Annotated in this window: 16 protein-coding genes and 1 pseudogene; 6 read left to right on the top strand and 11 right to left on the bottom strand. The window is 62.9% G+C overall.

Going from position 1 to position 17,385, the window contains the following annotated elements:
* Nucleotides 1–142: 142 nt before the first annotated feature.
* Both C2U30_RS18610 and C2U30_RS18615 read left to right on the top strand, forming a co-directional pair.
* Complete coding sequence (locus C2U30_RS18610; protein ID WP_103244263.1) at nucleotides 143–481, top strand: nuclear transport factor 2 family protein; 339 nt, start codon at nucleotides 143–145, stop codon at nucleotides 479–481.
* A 73-nt stretch (nucleotides 482–554) separates the two neighbouring features.
* On the top strand, nucleotides 555–1,004 hold the full coding sequence (locus C2U30_RS18615) for a GNAT family N-acetyltransferase (protein ID WP_103244264.1): 450 nt from the start codon (nucleotides 555–557) through the stop codon (nucleotides 1,002–1,004).
* Nucleotides 1,005–1,184: 180 nt separating this feature from the next.
* On the opposite strand, the gene C2U30_RS23060 is transcribed toward C2U30_RS18615, so the two are convergent.
* The 3 genes from C2U30_RS23060 to C2U30_RS18630 form a co-directional block, all read right to left on the bottom strand.
* Nucleotides 1,185–1,646 carry an acyltransferase gene (locus C2U30_RS23060; RefSeq protein ID WP_103244265.1) on the bottom strand — a complete coding sequence of 154 codons (462 nt, stop codon included), beginning with the start codon at nucleotides 1,644–1,646 and terminating at the stop codon, nucleotides 1,185–1,187.
* Entirely contained in the window at nucleotides 1,639–2,577 is a 939-nt protein-coding gene (locus C2U30_RS18625) for a bifunctional helix-turn-helix transcriptional regulator/GNAT family N-acetyltransferase (protein ID WP_103244266.1), read from the bottom strand. The genes C2U30_RS23060 and C2U30_RS18625 overlap by 8 nt, the downstream gene beginning before the upstream one ends.
* 191 nt (nucleotides 2,578–2,768) lie before the next feature.
* A complete protein-coding gene (locus C2U30_RS18630) occupies nucleotides 2,769–3,806 on the bottom strand; it encodes an alkene reductase (protein WP_199767295.1) in 1,038 nt (345 codons plus the stop codon).
* 167 nt (nucleotides 3,807–3,973) lie between these two features.
* On the opposite strand from C2U30_RS18630, the gene C2U30_RS18635 reads away from it, so the two are divergent.
* Complete coding sequence (locus C2U30_RS18635; RefSeq protein ID WP_103244268.1) at nucleotides 3,974–4,540, top strand: TetR/AcrR family transcriptional regulator; 567 nt, start codon at nucleotides 3,974–3,976, stop codon at nucleotides 4,538–4,540.
* Between the two features lie 156 nt (nucleotides 4,541–4,696).
* On the opposite strand, the gene C2U30_RS18640 is transcribed toward C2U30_RS18635, so the two are convergent.
* Nucleotides 4,697–5,608: a LysR family transcriptional regulator gene (locus tag C2U30_RS18640; protein WP_103244269.1), complete on the bottom strand. Its 912-nt coding sequence runs from the start codon at nucleotides 5,606–5,608 to the stop codon at nucleotides 4,697–4,699.
* 146 nt (nucleotides 5,609–5,754) lie between these two features.
* On the opposite strand from C2U30_RS18640, the gene aguA reads away from it, so the two are divergent.
* Both aguA and C2U30_RS18650 read left to right on the top strand, forming a co-directional pair.
* Entirely contained in the window at nucleotides 5,755–6,852 is a 1,098-nt protein-coding gene (gene aguA, locus C2U30_RS18645; RefSeq protein ID WP_103244270.1) for an agmatine deiminase, read from the top strand.
* Nucleotides 6,853–6,979: 127 nt separating this feature from the next.
* Nucleotides 6,980–8,683 (top strand): amidase, encoded by a 1,704-nt coding sequence (locus C2U30_RS18650; RefSeq protein ID WP_103244271.1) that lies wholly within the window; start codon nucleotides 6,980–6,982, stop codon nucleotides 8,681–8,683.
* A gap of 164 nt (nucleotides 8,684–8,847) precedes the next feature.
* Here the strand turns inward: C2U30_RS18650 and C2U30_RS18655 are convergent, their stop codons facing one another.
* On the bottom strand, nucleotides 8,848–9,888 hold the full coding sequence (locus C2U30_RS18655; RefSeq protein ID WP_042864152.1) for an IS481-like element ISAs19 family transposase: 1,041 nt from the start codon (nucleotides 9,886–9,888) through the stop codon (nucleotides 8,848–8,850).
* Between the two features lie 415 nt (nucleotides 9,889–10,303).
* On the opposite strand from C2U30_RS18655, the pseudogene C2U30_RS23195 reads away from it, so the two are divergent.
* Nucleotides 10,304–10,396 (top strand): annotated as a pseudogene (locus C2U30_RS23195) (subclass B2 metallo-beta-lactamase); the annotation flags it as partial.
* Between the two features lie 237 nt (nucleotides 10,397–10,633).
* On the opposite strand, the gene C2U30_RS18665 reads toward C2U30_RS23195, so the two are convergent.
* The 6 genes from C2U30_RS18665 to C2U30_RS18690 form a co-directional block, all read right to left on the bottom strand.
* Complete coding sequence (locus tag C2U30_RS18665; RefSeq protein ID WP_039041295.1) at nucleotides 10,634–11,029, bottom strand: hypothetical protein; 396 nt, start codon at nucleotides 11,027–11,029, stop codon at nucleotides 10,634–10,636.
* A gap of 312 nt (nucleotides 11,030–11,341) precedes the next feature.
* Nucleotides 11,342–11,947 (bottom strand): LysE family translocator, encoded by a 606-nt coding sequence (locus C2U30_RS18670; RefSeq protein WP_103244272.1) that lies wholly within the window; start codon nucleotides 11,945–11,947, stop codon nucleotides 11,342–11,344.
* Between the two features lie 16 nt (nucleotides 11,948–11,963).
* Nucleotides 11,964–12,791 carry an AraC family transcriptional regulator gene (locus C2U30_RS18675; protein WP_039041296.1) on the bottom strand — a complete coding sequence of 276 codons (828 nt, stop codon included), beginning with the start codon at nucleotides 12,789–12,791 and terminating at the stop codon, nucleotides 11,964–11,966.
* 144 nt (nucleotides 12,792–12,935) lie between these two features.
* Nucleotides 12,936–14,249: a ferredoxin reductase family protein gene (locus C2U30_RS18680; protein WP_103244273.1), complete on the bottom strand. Its 1,314-nt coding sequence runs from the start codon at nucleotides 14,247–14,249 to the stop codon at nucleotides 12,936–12,938.
* A gap of 227 nt (nucleotides 14,250–14,476) precedes the next feature.
* Nucleotides 14,477–15,730 (bottom strand): DEAD/DEAH box helicase, encoded by a 1,254-nt coding sequence (locus C2U30_RS18685; RefSeq protein ID WP_103244274.1) that lies wholly within the window; start codon nucleotides 15,728–15,730, stop codon nucleotides 14,477–14,479.
* Between the two features lie 102 nt (nucleotides 15,731–15,832).
* On the bottom strand, nucleotides 15,833–17,308 hold the full coding sequence (locus tag C2U30_RS18690) for a GGDEF domain-containing protein (protein WP_045523432.1): 1,476 nt from the start codon (nucleotides 17,306–17,308) through the stop codon (nucleotides 15,833–15,835).
* Nucleotides 17,309–17,385 lie beyond the last annotated feature (77 nt).

Consider the following 17,385-nt stretch of genomic DNA (forward strand, 5'->3'; position numbering starts at 1 on the left):
CGGATGACCAGAGAGACCCCGCTTCGGCGGGGTTTTTTGTTATGGGGCGTTTCATTGGAAGGGGCGTAGATCCCCATCCGGGGCTTGATGAGTGAATAAAAATAAAGGATAAGTGATTTAAATTTCACTCATGGAGAGAGACATGTCCGTCACCCAACCCGTAGAGGCGCAGTTTGCCGCCTACAATGCCCACGACCTCGACGCCTTCGTGGCCTGCTTTGCCCCGGATTTCAAAGGCTATCGCATGCCGACCGAGACGCCGAGCACAGTCGGCAAGGGGGCGCTGCGAACCTTCTATGCGCAGCACAGATTCAACAACCCGCTGCTCAAGGCCGAGCTGCTGTCACGCACTGTCATGGGCAACAAGGTGTTTGATCACGAGCTGATCCACGGCCTCTCCCTCGAGCCCATCGAGAGCGTGGTGGTGTTCGAGGTGAAGGAGGGTCTTATCCAGACCGCCTGGTTCTATTTCCCCTCTTAAACCCGACACTGTATTTGCCATACGGCCCCATCCTATTGCACCGCTGTGCAGGGAAGGGTGACAAGGAGATGCCATGCAGATATTCCAGGCCACGTTGGCCCACATTGAAGAAACCAGCCGTCTGTTTGATGCCTATCGGCAGTTTTATGGGCAAGCGCCGGACAGAGATGAGGCAACCCGATTCATCGGAGAACGCCTTCAGGGGGCGGATTCAGTTATCTTTCTGGCACGCAACGAGGCGGGAGTGTGTGCAGGCTTTGTCCAGTTGTATCCGGCATTCTCTTCCGTCGCGATGAAGAGGATGTGGTACCTCAATGATCTTTATGTCGTCGAGTCAGCTCGCCAGCAGGGGGTGGCAAGAGCGCTGCTGAAACGGGTGGCCAGCTTTGCCAGGGAGACAGATGCCCTGACTGTCAAACTGGCGACGGCTGTCTCCAATCAACCTGCAAAATTACTTTATGAATCAGAAGGATATCAAAAGGTAATCGCCTTTGATCACTATACCCAGCGGGTTGGAGCCTGACAGGCGTTATGTGTCACTGTCCATGAGATGAATGGCAAGCGCTCTTCTGGGGAGGCGCGGTGTCAGCCAGGGGCCGTGATACGGGGTGATCGGACTTGCGGGGTATCGACAGATTGCCTGTCCGTCCCCCCTTCTACCCTTGCGGGAGAAGGGGGGGTGAGGGGGAATTGGCGCTTCTGGCTAGAAAGTACGCAGCAATCTGGCGGGGTTGCCGGCGTAGGTGCCAGGGACAGTGATGTCCCGGGTCACCACTGCGCCGGCACCGATGACGGCTCCCTGGCATATCCGTACCGGCAAAATGGTGGCGTTTGAACCGATGGATACCTCATCCCCGATGTCGGTTCGGCCCCAACTGGCGGGATCCGGGTCGGGGGCGCCGCTTTGAAAGAGGTCATTGGCAAACATGACGCCGTGACCGATAAAACAGCGCTCACCTATGGTCACATGCTCACAGATAAAGCTGTGGGACTGGATGCGGGTTGCGCGTCCTATGGAGACGTTCGACTGTATCTCCACGAAGGGGCCGACAAAGACATCGTCAGCCAGGGTACAGCCGTAGAGATTGACAGGCTCAACCAGCTTCACCCTTTCACCGAAGCTGACATCTTGTATGCCGACAGAGAGTCGTTTTGGTTCACTCATCTCCCCTCCTTCCCGTCTTCCCGTCGAGCGCCAGTACCATGCAGATCTCGCAGGCGTCGTGGCCCGTGCAGCCAAGGGGCCCCGGCAGGTGTTCGAAGCCCAGGGATTCATAGAGGGCGGTGGCTTCCCGCAGCACGGCGGTGGTCTCCAGATAGCAGCGCTGGTAACCCAGGGCGCGAGCCTCGGCCAGCGCCTGCAGCACCAGCCGCCGTCCCAGCCCCAGCCCCCGCAGGGCGGGCAGGAAGTACATCTTCTGCAGCTCGCATACATCCGCTGCCCCCGCCAGCGGCGCTATGCCGCCCCCGCCAAGAATGGTGCCGTCCGGCCCCTCAATCACCCAGTAGCGGCTGCGCTCCCCCTGATAGGTCTCGTGGAGAAAATCGAGGTTGGGATCCGCCACCCCGTACCCCTTGTCGGCGGTGAGGCCGTATTCGGCGGAGACGGCGCGCACCACGGCGGCGATCCGGGGATTGTCGGCCGGGGTGATGGGGCGGATGACGAACCCCTGCTGGCGGCGGGCGCGGGAGAGGGCGCTGCGATAGAGCCGCATGCCCTCCCAGATCTGCTGGCACTCGGCGGGGGAGAGCTGGGCCAGGGCCCCCGCCATGGTCTCGTCCATCTGCCGGTGCAGCTCCTCAAGCTGTGCCTTGCCCGGCTCGGTGAGGCTCGCCTCCTTGCTGCGCCCGTCCGAGGGGTGGGGTTGCCAGGCGATAAGCGCCCGCTCGGCGAGGCGGGCCAGGGGGCGGCTGGCGTTGGACTTGTCGATGCGAAGGCGCTCGGCAAGCTGCTGGTTGGTGGCGGGACCGTTCTCCAGCTCGATGAGCAGGTGGGCCTCCAGGGGGCTCAGGGCCAGCGAGCCGCACTGCTGGGAGAGCATGCCGAGTTCGCGTACCAGTTCCCTCGACAGGGCGCGCAGGGGGCGGGGATCCATGGGGTTGTCTCCTTGTGATGGCATTTGGTTGTTGTGCGCAACCAATACCATCTTTTGGTTGTTGATGACAACCATTTACGTGAAAAAGGGGACAGGCAGGCAGAAAAAAGGGCCCGGGAGAGGGCCCAAACATTGGAAACCCGCGCGGGGGCGCGGATCCCATCCTTGGTCTGGCAAGGTGCCGGCGAGGGTTAGACCAGTTCCGCCAGCATGGTGTCGGCATAGGGCACCAGGGCGTCGCCCTGTTTCACCTTGGCGAGGTAGTCCGGGTTGGCGATGAGGGGGCGACCGATGGCGACGAGGTCGAAGCGGTCAGCCTCGATGGCCTCGAGCGCGGTCTCTGCGCTGTAGTTGCCCACCCCCACCAGGTGGCCGTCGTAGCGGGCACGCAGGTAGTCGGAGGCGCGGCCGTCCAGGTAGTCGAAGGTGAGGCTGTCATCGAAGATGCCCAGGTGCAGATAGGCCAGAGTGCGCTGGTTCAGCTCGGCCAGCAGGTGGTCGAACACGGCGCGATCCCGGGCATCCCCTTCCAGGTGCACATAGGCGCCGGGGGAGAGACGAAGGCCGGTGCGATCCCCGCCGATGCGGGCGGCGATGGCATCCACCACCTCCAGCGCGAAGCGGCTCATGTTCTCGGGGCTGCCGCCGTAGTTGTCGGTGCGCAGGTTGCTGGCGTGGTGCAGGAACTGATCGATGAGGTAGCCGTTGGCACCGTGGATCTCCACCCCGTCAAAGCCCGCCTCGATGGCGTTGGCGGCGGCCTGGGCGTAATCCTCGACCAGCTGGGCGATTTCGCGCTCGGTCAGGGCGCGGGGTACCTGATAGACCAGCTCGCGCATGCGCGGCACCGTGCCCTCATGGGCGACGGCAGAGGGGGCCAGCACTTCGGCGTGGTGGAAGAAGGGGTGGGAGAGACGACCCACGTGCCACAGCTGGGCGAAGATCTTGCCGCCGTTGGCATGCACGGCGCCGGTCACTTTCTTCCAGCCGGCGATCTGTTCGGCGCTGTAGAGCCCCGGGGTATTGGGGTAGCCCTGCCCGTCCGGACGGATGATGGTGGCTTCGGAGATGATGAGGCCGATGTCGGCACGGCGGCCGTAGTAGGCGGCCATCTGTTCGGTGGGCACCAGACCCGGGCCCGCCATGCAGCGGGTGAGGGGGGCCATCATGAAACGGTTCGCGAGGGTGAGGGTGTCGTTGAGGCGATAGGGCTGAAACAGGGTATTCATGATCGTCTGTCCTGAGGGAGTGATTCTTGAACGGGCATTCAAGACGTTTTTTGGTTTGTGTGCAAGTATTTTTTGAGCAAGCATTCAACATGGATTGACGGGGGAGGCTGGGGTAAACTTGCCGCCCTGTTTTTTCCGTCCCGCGGGACCTTGCCACCGGAGACCCCATGCGCAGCGCCGAATACGATCGGGATGCCGTCTTGCGAAACGCCATGGAAGCCTTTCGCGCCAAAGGCTATGCCAAGACCACCATGCAGGAGCTGGTGGCCGCAACCGGCCTGCACCCGGGCAGCCTCTATGCCGCTTTTGGCAACAAGCGCGGCCTGCTGCTGGCGGCGGTCGATCACTATGTGGCAGAGAAGGGGACCCTGCGCCGCCGCTGCCTGGCACAGCCCAGCCCGCTGGCGGGGCTGCACGCCTACCTCGAGCAGGTGGTGGACGATGCCCTGCAGGGCTCCTGCCTGCTGACCCGCACCCTGATGGAGCTGGCGGAGCAGGACGAGGAGCTGCACCTTCGCTTCAAGGCCATCTACGGCGAGCTGGAACAGGATCTGGCCGGGCAGCTGGCCCTGGCAAAGGCGCAGGGAGAGCTGGCAAAAGAGGGGGACATCCCCACCCTGACCGCCTTCTTGCAGGTCCATATCCAGGGACTGGTCACCTTCGCCCAGTGTCACCCCGACCGCCCTCTGCTGGCCGGTGTCGTCGCCCGGATGATGAGTGCCCTGCGGGCGTGATGGCGAGGATGGAAACAACAAAGGCTCCCGCGGGAGCCTTTGTTGTTGCTGGGGATGCCACACGCCGCCGGGTTGTTTGCTCCCTTCTCCCGCTCATTTACAAAAGAATGGGAGAAGGGTTGGGGATGAGGGGGAGGAACTGCCAGCCGCTGCCGCTTAGCCCGGATTCACCAGATCCTTCATCAGCGCCTTCAACCAGATCAACGCCGGTTGCTGGGCGTGGACCGGGTGCCAGACGCAGTTGAGGTGATAGTCCGGCACGTCGTCGGGCAGGGGCAGGCTTTTCAGCGGCCAGTGGCTGGCGAGCAGCTCGGCCACCATGCTGGGCAGCACCAAGAGGTGGTCGCTCTGGCTGACGATGGCGGCGGCGGACATATAGCTCTGGCTGTTGACCAAGATGGTGCGGCTATGGCCCAGGCTCTGCAAATAGCGGTCGAGGCTCGCCTCCGAGGTGCCGAGCGGTGAGTGGAACACATGGGGCATCTCGATTAGCTGCTCGAGGGTGATGCGCTCCTCTTCCAGCTCCAGGGTGGCGCGCACCAGCCCGGCCAGGGGTTCGGTGAGCCAGGTCTCCTTGCCCAGATACCCCGGCACCTGCATGTACTCGTCAAACCCCAGCACGAGATCTATCTCGCCGCTCGCCAGCTCGGCTTCGGGCAGGGTATCGCGCAGGATGCGGATTTCGATGGTGACGCCGGGGGCCAGCTTCCTGAGGCGCTGGATAAGGGGCGGGATCAGCACGCACTCCACGTAATCCGTGGTGCAGAGCACGAAGCGGCGCTTCGACTGACGCGGCGCGAACTCGTCCTCCTCCCAGAGTTGCTGCTCCAGCAGCCGCAGCGCCTGCTGCACCCCCAGATGCAGGCGCTGGGCCCGGGGAGTCGGCAACATCCCCTGGGGCGTGCGCACCAGCAGCGGGTCGCCGAGAAAGGCCCGTAACCGGCCGAGGGAGTGGCTCATGGCGGGCTGGCTGATAAAGAGCGATTCGGCGGCGCGGGTCACGCTCCCTTGCGTCATCAGGGCGTCAAAGGCGAGCAGCAGATTGAGGTCGAGCTGGTGCAGTTTCATGGGGGGGATTATTCGCCGTGTTTATGGGACAATTAATCCTATTCATTTGATGGATGGGCGCGCAACTTCTTACACTGCGACCCACTCTTATTTTTCCAGGGTTCCCAGGCAAATCGGGGGCCTCAATCCATGCAAGGAGCCTTGCGATGAGCATCAAGACCATGAATTCCACGCCGGCCGCCGACGGCTTCACCATGCCCGCCGAGTGGGCTCACCAGCAGGCCGTCTGGATGATCTGGCCGTTCCGCCCGGACAACTGGCGGGAAGCCGGTCGCTTCGCCCAGGCCACCTTCGCCAAGGTGGCGGATGCCATCGGTGGCGCGACGCCGGTCTTTATGGGGGTGCCGGCCCAGTTTATGGAGCAGGCCCGTGGCATCATGCCCGCCCACGTTACCCTGGTGGAGATGGCCAGCGATGACTGCTGGGCCCGCGACACTGGCCCCACCATCGTCACCAACGCCGCAGGCGAGTGCCGTGGGGTGGACTGGGGCTTCAACGCCTGGGGCGGCCACAAGGGTGGTCTCTACTACCCGTGGAACCAGGATGAAGAGGTCGCAGCCCGGATGCTGGAACAGCACGGCATGGATCGTTACGACGCGCCGCTCATTCTGGAAGGGGGCTCCATCCATGTGGATGGCGAAGGCACCTGCTTGACCACCGCCGAGTGCCTGCTCAACGAAAACCGCAACCCGCACCTGACCAAAGAGCAGATCGAAGCTCACCTGCGCGACTATCTGGGCGTCACCAGCTTTATCTGGCTGGACGAAGGCGTCTACATGGATGAAACAGACGGCCACATCGACAATATGTGCTGCTTCGTGCGCCCAGGTGAAGTGGCCCTGCACTGGACCGATGACGAGAACGATCCCCAGTACGTCCGCTCCCTGGCCGCCCTCAAGGTGCTGGAAGCGGCGGTCGATGCCAAGGGTCGCAAGCTGAAAGTGTGGAAGCTGCCCCAGCCGGGCCCGCTGTTCTGCACTGAAGAGGAGTCTGCCGGTGTCGAGAGCGGCAGCGGTGTGCCGCGCGAGGCAGAAGGCCGTCTGGCCGGCTCCTACGTGAACTTCCTTATCACCAACGATCGCATCGTCTACCCGCTGCTGGATGCCGCCACCGACGGCGAAGCCCAGCGCATTCTGGAAGAGATCTTCCCGGAGCATAAGGTCGTCGGTGTACCGGCCCGCGAGATCCTGCTGGGCGGTGGCAATATCCACTGCATTACCCAGCAGATCCCTTCCGGCAAATAAGCTGGTCGAAGAGTGTAGAAATTCAAAACCCCACGCCGTGGGGTTTTATCTCTTGATAATGTGATGGTCGCAGGCGCCGATGCGGCGATCATCATGACAAACAGTCACCCTTTTACAGGAGATCCCCATGATCGAAGTGACCGAGGTTTCCATTGCAGAGCTGCGCGGTGCGCTCGAAGCAGGCCGCACCACCGCGGTCGAACTGGTCGAGGCCTATCAGGCCCGGATCGAGGCCTACAATGGCCCCGAGACACAAACCCGCCTCAATGCCGTCGTGGTGCCCAACCCCGATGCCCTGAAAGAGGCCGAGGCTTCCGATGCCCGCCGCGCCCGTGGGGAAACCCTGAGCCCGCTCGACGGCATCCCCTACACCGCCAAGGACAGCTATCTGGTCAAGGGGCTGACCGCCGCCTCCGGCAGCCCGGCCTTCAAGGATCTGGTGGCCCAGCGTGATGCCTTTACCGTTGAGCGCCTGCGCGCCGCCGGTGCCATCTGCCTTGGCAAGACCAATATGCCCCCCATGGCCAATGGCGGCATGCAGCGCGGCGTCTATGGCCGCGCCGAGAGCCCCTACAACGCCGACTACCTGACCGCGCCCTTTGCCTCCGGCTCCTCCAACGGGGCCGGTACTGCCACCGCCGCGAGCTTCGCCGCCTTTGGTCTCGCCGAAGAGACCTGGTCGAGCGGCCGGGGCCCTGCGTCCAACAACGGCCTGTGTGCCTACACCCCGTCCCGGGGCGTGATTTCGGTGCGCGGCAACTGGCCCCTGACCCCGACCATGGACGTCGTCGTGCCCTATGCCCGCACCATGGCCGATCTGCTGGAAGTGCTGGATGTGGTGGTCGCCGACGATGCCGAGACTCGTGGTGATCTCTGGCGTATGCAGCCCTGGGTGCAACTGCCCAAGGCCTCCGAAGTGCGTCCGGCGTCCTATCTGGAACTGGCTGCCAAGGCCGATGCCCTCAAGGGCAAGCGCCTCGGCGTGCCGCGCATGTTTATCAACAAGGATGAACTGGCCGGCACCAGCGACAACCCCGGTATCGGCGGCCCGACCGGTCAGCGCATTCATACCCGCGAGACCGTGATTGCGTTGTGGGAAGAGGCGCGCAAAGCGCTGGAAGCCGCTGGCGCCGAAGTCATCGAAGTGGACTTCCCGCTGGTCTCCAACTGCGAAGGGGACAGACCCGGCGCACCGACCGTGTTCAATCGCGGCATCGTGAGCCCGGAGTTTCTCAACGACGAGCTGTGGGAGCTCTCCGGCTGGGCGTTCGACGACTTTCTGCGCGCCAACGGCGATCCCAAGCTCAATAAACTCGCCGATGTGGATGGCCCCCAGATCTTCCCCCACGATCCGGGCACTTTGCCGAACCGCGAGGGCGATCTGGCTGCGGGCATGGACGAGTACGTCAAGATGGCCAAGCGCGGCCTCAAGCGCTTCGACGAGATTGCTTCTGTGCCGGACGGCCTGCGTGGGCTGGAGCAGACCCGCAAGCTGGACTTGGAGGACTGGATGGACGAGCTCAAGCTCGACGCCGTGCTGTTCCCCACCGTCGCTGACGTGGGCCCGGCCGATGCGGACGTGAATCCGGCCTCCGCCGATATCGCCTGGAGCAACGGCATCTGGGTGGCCAACGGCAACCTCGCCATCCGCCACCTCGGCGTGCCGACCGTCACCGTCCCCATGGGCGTGATGGCCGATATCGGTATGCCGGTGGGGCTGACCTTCGCCGGTCGCGCCTATGACGACAACAACCTGCTGCGCGTCGCCTCGGCCTTCGAGTCCACCGGCAGCAAGCGCAGGGTGCCGCCGCGCACGCCGCCGCTGGGGTGATTGCGGTTGGAGATTAAATATCACTAAACTTTTGCGTATAAGGAAAAACCACCCGTGTAATGGGTGGTTTTTTTCGTACTGGAGGAATGTAATATGATTGTTATAAGTGGGAGGCTGTACAGATCTAGTTATCACCTGACACCGGCCTCAAACCGGTGTCTTGTTTACGCTACTTTAGTGCGCACTTCCTTCGGTATCAATTTCAGACCCTTTTTGAACATGCTGTAGGGAGTCTGTCCTTCCATCATCCTGCCCTGATGTGGCCGCTGGGTGTTGTAGTGCTCCAGGTAGCTATCCAGGTCTGTCTGCATCTGCTCTACCGACTCATACCAGGTCGTTCTCCCCTTGATACGGAAGTGTTCATCCAGCAGTGTGCGATGCAGTCGCTCGATAAAACCGTTGCTCTGCGGCCTGCGTACCTTGGTTGTCCGGTGTTCAATTCCCTCCAGTTGCAGGAACAGCTCGTAGGGATGATGGTCAGGGCGGCCGCAGAACTCGCGCCCGTTGTCCGACAGGATGGTATAGACCCGCGCCTCATGGGCTTCGAAGAACGGCAATACCGTTTCATTGAGCACATGAACCGAGGTCACCGGCAGCTTGCTGGTGTAGAGCCGTCCCCAGGCGTGGCGGCTGTAGCAGTCCAGTACGGTTTGCAGATACACCTTGCCCACCCCCTTGAGTGCGCCGACGAAGAAGGTGTCGACCGCCACCAGTTCCCCGGTGTAGTGAACCTCAATTTGGCGTTCGCGAAACTCGGGGCTGAAGCGCTCGAGCAGGCGGATCTGCTCGTCATTGAGCTCAATCGTCTGTTCCCTGTGGGTTTTCTCGAGGCGCAACAAGCGGTCATGCTTGGAGAGCAAGTCGTGACGTTGCCACACGCCACGCACACCGCCCGCACTGACGTTGATGCCTTGCAGAGCCAGTTCTTGCGCGACCCGCAGCGGGCCATGGGTTGGTCTGGTGAGAGAGTAATCGAGGATAGCCTGTTCAATCTCGGGAGCGACCCGGTTGGGATGCGCCCCTTTACAGCCGGGGAGTTTGTCGAGCAAGCCCTCAGCCCCATAGGTCTGGTAGTTACGGCGGATCTCGTAGAACTGCTGGCGGCTGTAGCCGATGAGCTTACAGGCTTTGCTGACGTTATTGAGCTCTTTGGCGAGCTCTAGCAGGCTGAGTTTACGACGTGCTACTTTCTCGTTGGTGGTCATACGGTGACTCCGGATAACACGGTAGGGGTACCGTTTTGTTATCCGGTTTGAAGCCGTATGACCACTCCCTTTTGTGGGCAACTGTCAGGTGAATACCATCTCCATACACTTTGTCGCTACCCCTATGGTTACAGCTTCGACATGCACCGCGTATTCGGACGGTTACGCTGCGTTAATCGTCCTTATATCAAGGCGGCGATTGCGTGTTTTGACCATTTCCCTCTTTCCACATCCCTCACCGTCAATCGCAGAATTGGTCGTGGTTCGCTGCCGATTTTTCCGGACTTTCCCCCGACTTCACCTTGGCTTCACACAACCTCATTTTCCCCTCACAAATCCCCCCTATCTTCTGCCCACTGATAAATGGGCCTGCTTGCCACAGAGTGGCGAGGGCCAACGAGAGGGGAGCAAGACGATGAAATCCTGGATCAAATACGGGTTGGCCGGGGCCTTGATACTGGTGGCGAGCTTCTGGGGTGGCAGCGTGCGGGCGGCGCAGATGCCCCTTGGCACGGATGGCGCCCTGCCGGGGCAGCTAACCGCCCAGGCTGCGGCTCTCCCGAGTGGCACCTATTTCTTGTCTCTGGGGGGTCAGCCATCGGTTGCTACCGGGCGCAGTACAGCAGGGCATGGATACCGGCCTTTTTAACCAGACCGGGCCGGTGACGTCACGGCACAGTGCGCATCAACACAGGCCGGATTGGCTAGTGCGCGACATAGTGAGCCTCACGCCAGGCCGGGTGGCCTACCGCGTCTGATATTGGGCATCCAGCCAGGCGATGGCCTCTTGGGGGTCGTTGAATGCCCGGATATGGTCCGGGTGGGTGAGGGAGAGGCAGGAGAGGGCGATGTGATGGAGCACCTTGGCCGAATAGAGGGAGGCGATGGCCACCAGATTCTTCTGGGTCAGCCACTGATAGGTTTCCTGCAGATGGGGCAGGGCAGATAGCACCACCCCCTGATGCTGACGATGGTCCACCAGGGCGCAGAAACGCTTACCATCGAGACTGTTTACCACGCGCTTAATCTCCGTAATCCACGTCAGCATACCCTCTTCATTGAAAGGGCCGATCAGCTCGCAGGTGACCAGGTGTTCCTGCACATTGAAGATGAACTCACCGTGCTTTTTATCAAAGGACATACAACATTCTTATCCATGACCAGGGGCCGCAGATAATGCTTATTCATTCCGTATGCATCAATACCCGAATGAGGGTTTTGGTCATGGCGTCGTATTGCTGCGCTGACGCCGATGAGGGAAGGGGTCTGCCTCTGGTACCGAAGCGAACCATGGGTAGCGTCACATCGGGCACAAGACCCCGTGAGGATAGCCGGCTCATGGAGAAAATGACCCAAAAAGGCCGGTGCAGCAGTGCCCGGCCTGTGTCTTCTCAGTTGCAGTGCCATTTCATCGGTGGTGTTTCACCGTTTTTGGCGTGGGCAATTGACCTGCTCAGGCGGCCAGCGGCAGGTAGACATGCTGGTAGGCCAGGGCTATGGCGCTGTAGAGCAGCAGGGCGGCCATCAGCAGGTTGAAGTACCTGAACCAGCGAGGATGTTGAAGATGACGTCCGATGAGGCTGCCAGCCATCGAGTAGCTGCCGGGGGCGCCGGCGGCCAGCAGGCCGAGCAGCAGGGACCAGGGCAGCAGGCTCCAGCCGTGGATCTGGGCTGCCGGGAACTGGATGCTGGTGATGGGCAGGGTGGCGATCATGGCCTTGGGGTTGAGCAGCTGGATGATGAAGCCGCTGCGCACCCCCAGAGGGCGGGCAGGCGCCTCGTTGGCACCGAGCTCGCCGCTGTCGCTGGCGATCTTGATGGCGAGATAGGCGATATAGAGGCACCCCACCAGGCTGACATAGATCAGGGTATCTTCCCGCACCAGGCGGGTGCCCGCCCAGCCAAAGAGCAGCAGGAGCACGAACATCGCCAAGCCGACCCCGAGGAAGAAGCCAAGGGAGGCGCGGGTGCGGCCACCCAGGCCTGCATTGAGGCCGATGAGGTTGACGGGGCCTGGGGTATACATGATGCCGATGGCATAGGCGAGAAGTTCAATCATGGGGTGTTCCTTGGGCTCAGCGGATCAGGCTGGCGCTGTATTGGGTGGGGGTCATGCCATAGATGCGCTTGAAGCGACGGTTGAGGTGACTGAGATCGGTGAAACCGAAGCGGTACACCAGATCCTGCGCCGACTCTCCGGCGGCCAGGGCGCGCCGGGCGGCATTGATGCGGCAGTTGATCACGTATTGATGGGGTGTGATGCCAAGCTGTTGGCGAAACAGCCGCAGGAAGTGGTACTTGGAGATGTTGGCCGCCGCGCTGATGTCGGCCAGGGAGATATCCTGCTGAAAGTGGGCGTGGATAAAGTCCCTGGCCTGCAACAGGAGGCGATCGATGCGACTCACCCGGCCATTGGGCTCAAAACGTCCCGCCTGCTGCATCACTCGGGTGGCGAGGCGATAGAGGGCAAACTCCTGCTCTATGCTGTCGGCCTGGCCGCGCACCGCCTGGGCCAGCTCGAGGATGCAGGCGCTCAGCGCCTCATCGCGCACCAGGGGCTTCAACAATCGGTAGGTCCCCATTGCCCGCTCGCCCGCAGCATCGGCAAACAGCGGGGTGAGTTCGTGGGGCGGAATGTAGAGCATGGTGTAGTCGAGGCTGGCGTTGTCACCGGCATGACCGTCGTGGACATCCCCGGGATTGAACTGGATGACGCTGCCTGCCGGGCTGGAGTGGGCTCCGCCGTGGCAGAAGAAGTTCTGCCGCCCGGCCAGAGTGACCCCGAAGGAGTACTCCTCGTGGGCGTGACGGTCGTAGCGAAACTCCGTCATGTTGACCCGCAGCGCAGTCAGGCTCGCCAGGTGCTGACTGTGTGCGAATATGAACTGGTTGTCCTGCGCCATCTTTCCCTCCTGTACCAGACTGCCCCCCTAATCTAGCCCCAAGGGTGTGCCTCTCGCTTGGACAATCTTGCTGTTTGCCGGCCCGCCTGCGCCCCGCACCGAGAAAAACGGCGCAGCCGATGGCTGACTGCGCCGGCTGGCCCGTCAGCGAAAGCGGAACAGCTCCCGGTGCAGCGGGGTGGCCAGATGGGCATCCAGGGTGTGGGCCATGGGCTCTGGGCCGCAGAACCACACCGGGGTGTGCTGGCGCTCGCCCAGGGCGGCCAGAGCCAGCTGGCCGCGCTCGGACTCCAGATGCAGCCGGTAGTCGATCCCGGCCCGGCGGCACAGCTCGGCCAGCCGGCCGTGATAGGGGGCGGCCTCGGCGGTGGGGGCGCATTGCAGCAAGGTGGTGCCGGGGCGTTGTTCACCACGGCGTACCAGGGCCTCCAGCCAGGCGACGAAGGGAGTGATGCCGATACCGGCGCCCACCCAGAGCGCGGGGGCCGGATCCGGCAGGGCGAAGGCGCCATAGGGGCCGGTCACGATCACCGTATCCCCCACCTTGAGGTGGCGGTGCAGCCAGCGGGTGTGATCCCCGAGGGCGCGCACCGCCAGGGTGAGGGTACAGCCATCTGCCGAGACATCGACCAGGGTGTAGGGGTGGGGCTCGCCGCGCCCGGCAAAGTCGAAGAAGGCGAACTGCCCCGGGCGATAGCCGTGCAGGGGCGCGGTGAGGCCAACCCGGATCTCCAGGGTGCGCTCGTCCAGAGGAGTGAGGGCGCTGACCGTCCCTTGGCGGCGTGCGTCCCGTCCCACCCGGCCAAACAGGGAGTAGAGCGCCCCCAGAGTACCCAGCCCGCCGCCGATAAGCAGGGTCAGGCCGACCGGGGTCAGGGCGCCGATGCGCGGCAGCAGGCAGAGCCCGTGCAGCCAGCCCATCAGATAGATGACCGGAGCCAGCCGGTGAACCACCTTGAAGCGCTCGTAGCGCACCACCGCCAGCAGGCTTACCACCACCAGCGCCAGCAGCAGATAGAAACTCCATTCCCCCAAGGTATTGCCGAGTTCGTGCCACAGGGCATCGTTACCAGCACCAGCACCAGCACCAGCACCAGCACCAGCACCGCGGCGCGCTGGCCGGGTCAGCCAGTCGGCGGCGACGGCCCACTTGGGGGCTTCCACCAGCAGCCAGTGGGCCACCAGGGTGCCGGTGGCCCAGAGGGCGCTGCTGCGGTGCAGGTGCAACATGCGATCCAGCCCGCCGCACCAGGCTTCGAGCCTCGGCAGGCGCAGGGCGAGCAGCAAAGAGAGGGTCATGGCGCCAAGGCCAATCAGACCGGTCAGGATCAGCAGTTCGTGGCGCCAGGGCCAGACGCTGGCGGGCCACTGGGTGATGCCAGCGAGCCAGAGCAGGGTGAGGGTCAGGGGCAGGGCCCAGACGAGGGATGCGGGTTTCATGATGTCCTCCTTGTCCATGCCTTCATTGCACGCCTGCTTTGTGGCGAAAGTGTGCCCCCTGACTACCTCTTTTGTAGCAGAGTGTGGCAAAGGGTCGCCGGGTCAGGGCAAGTGGACTGAGGAGGAGGGCGCGGAGAAAAACAAGGGGGGAGCGGCAGGAAAGCGGTTGGCGTCACCCCACAGGCCTGGGTCTGGAGAGGGGTGATGCTGGGGCAGCCACATGGCTGCCCCAGCAAACAGTCGTGTCAGGATGTTCGTCCCTTGCCGCCCTTGTTGCCCGCGAGGGCCTGCTTTCTGGCCTTCTGCTTCAGGGCTCCCTTGCTGGCACGGCGCGGCTCGGGGTCGAAGCGGGTGAGATCCGGTTCAAAGCCCGGGAACCACTGCTGGGGCAGACGGGTGTCGAGCACTGCCTCCACCTTCTCTAGAAGCGGCGCGTCTTCCGGGCTGAACAGGGTGATGGCGAGCCCCTTGTTGCCGGCGCGGCCGGTGCGCCCGATGCGGTGGACATAATCCTCGGGCTGATGGGGGAACTCCAGATTGATCACATGGTTGAGCTCGCTGATATCGAGGCCGCGAGCCGCCACGTCGGTAGCCACCAGGGCCTGCAAGGTGCCGGCGCGAAACGCCAGCAGCACGTTTTCCCGCGCGCTCTGTGACAGATCCCCGTGGAAGGCGAGCGCATTGATGCCCCCCTTGCCAAGCTGCTGGGCCAGCTTGTCGGCCCCCTGGCGAGTGCGGCTGAAGATCAGCGCCGGCGCCCAGCCCTTCACGGTCAGCATGTGTTGGACCAGCGCCACCTTGCGATCGCTGTCCACCGCATAGACCCGCTGCTCCACCTCGGCCGCCGTGGTGTTGCGCGGTGCCACTTCCACCAGCGCCGGGTCGCGCAGCAGCACTTTGCAGAGGGCAAACAGGTTGTCATCGCAGGTGGCCGAGAACAGCAGGGTCTGGCGATCCGCCGGGATTTGCTTCAACAGCGCCTTGATCTCGTCCATAAAGCCCATGTCGAGCATCCTGTCCGCCTCGTCAAACACCAGATGACGCAGTTCGGCCAGCGTGAGCGCCCCCTGGCGCAGGTGATCGAGCAGGCGGCCCGGGGTGGCGATGAGGATATCCACCCCGGCGTTCAGCGCCTCCACCTGTGCGGCGATGCTCACCCCGCCGTAGACCAGCGTGCTGGTGAGGTCGGTGCCTCTGGCGTAGCGTGTGACGCTATCAAAAACCTGCACCGCCAGCTCGCGGGTCGGCACCAGCACCAGGGCGCGGATGGGGCGGGGGCCATCGCTCGTCGGGTGTTGCAACAACTGCTCCAGCAGGGGCAGCACGAAGGCGGCGGTCTTGCCGGTGCCGGTCTGGGCGCCCGCCATCAGATCCCGCCCCGTGAGGATCAGGGGGATGGCGCTGGCCTGCACCGGGGTGGGGGCGGCGTAGCCAAGCTCGGTCAGGGTTTGCTGCAAGCGGGGGGAGAGGGCCAGTTCGGCGAAAGAGGCAATGGACATAGGGCACCAGTATGGGGTTATCCCGCCCCGTGGCCGGGACGGAAACAATCAGCGTGGGCGGGATGGTAACAGATAGCAGGGGAGCGGCAGAAGCCGGGCCGCTCAGGGGGCTGAATTGTCACCCGGATCGCGGACAAGGCGGATGGTCTGCCCCTGGTAATAGGCGATATTGCGCTTGCCGTGCTGCTTGACGTGATAGAGCAGGTCGTCGGCCAGTTGCACCGCCTCGGCCACCGTCAGGTAATCGCGAATGCGGGTTACTCCGGCGGAGAAGGTGATGGGGGCGGGCAGCTCGGGGATGCGCAATGGCCGCTCCAGCAGGCGGGCGGCGGAGTGATGCATCATTTTGTCATCGTCCATCCCCTTGAACAGCACGATGAACTCTTCCCCGCCCCAGCGAATGGCGACATCGCCCTTGCGGATATTGGTCTTGAGGTGATTGGCGAAGGCGACGAGCGCCAGGTCACCCACCCCGTGACCATGGGTGTCGTTGACGGACTTGAAGTTGTCGATGTCGAGGATCATCAGGTAGTCGTGCTCCCGCAGCAGCGCCTGATTGAGGATGTCACGGCGTGGCAGCCGGGTCAGGTGGTCGGTCTGGGCCAGGATGCGCAGACGGGTAACCAGGCTGCGCCCCGTCAGCATGATCAGCAGCAGGATGATGAGATAGAGCTTGAAGGCCGCCCCGTAGAGCACGGACCGGATGAAATCGCCGTAACTGTATGACCACTTGAGGTAGAGATCATTGCCTGCCTGAGTGCGCATCAGCGGCGTACTCAGGCAGAGGTGGAACGGGCGGCAGGGCTCGACCTCTTCGAAGGAGAGGACGGTCCGGGTCGGATTGAGGCTCTCGAAGGGGTGCAGCACATCCTTGAACGCCCGGTCGACGGCGATGTCGATGCCCTTGAGTCCATAGCGGTAGTCCTTGATGGCGGGCTCGTAATAGACGAAGGGGAAGTAGAGGGTGATGGTATTCAGTCCGGTGAAGGTGTCGGTGTAGATCTCGGATACCCAGGCTTCATCCGTGCTGCAGGGGACATGGGTGGAGGCGAAGGAGGCGCAACCGAAAAAGTGGGTCCAGGGCTCGATGTCATTGAGGTCGGTGTTGACCGGGAGCAGCTGGCTCGGCAGCATCCCCTTGTTGGCGACCATGCCAAGCAGGCGGCGATCGTCATAGAAGGCGTAGAGGTTGAGGACCTCGGGGTTGGAGATGACGTACAGGTAGGCGAGGAGCATCTGGTTGGCCGGGGGCAACACGGGAATGACCGCCAGGCGCTTCAGGGTGGGGAGATCATAGCCATAGGCATAGGCCGCCGCATCCCCGTTCTCGCTGAAGATGGGCATCTTGATGCTGCTGTTGTCGATGAAGTCAGCCAGTTTCTCTGGCGCCAGGATGCGGGCCCGCTGATAGAACACCTCGAACAGGTTGGCTTGCTTGGCGGTAATGAGCGCCATGTCGTGCCTGATGACGAAGTAGGTGTAGTTGGCTACCAGCCCGAGCCCTGTCAGAGCCAGACATAGCCAGCCAAACCGGTAGAGCCATTGACGGGGGATGATACGCAACAGTGATCCAGCCATGCAGTGAACTCGTCCATGGTGACAGAGGCCATTCTTGTAACTGATTTTGCCGGGCATCACCAGATGAAGTTGGTGGG

The organism is Aeromonas sp. ASNIH5 (assembly GCF_002902865.1).
Taxonomy (GTDB): domain Bacteria; phylum Pseudomonadota; class Gammaproteobacteria; order Enterobacterales; family Aeromonadaceae; genus Aeromonas; species Aeromonas caviae.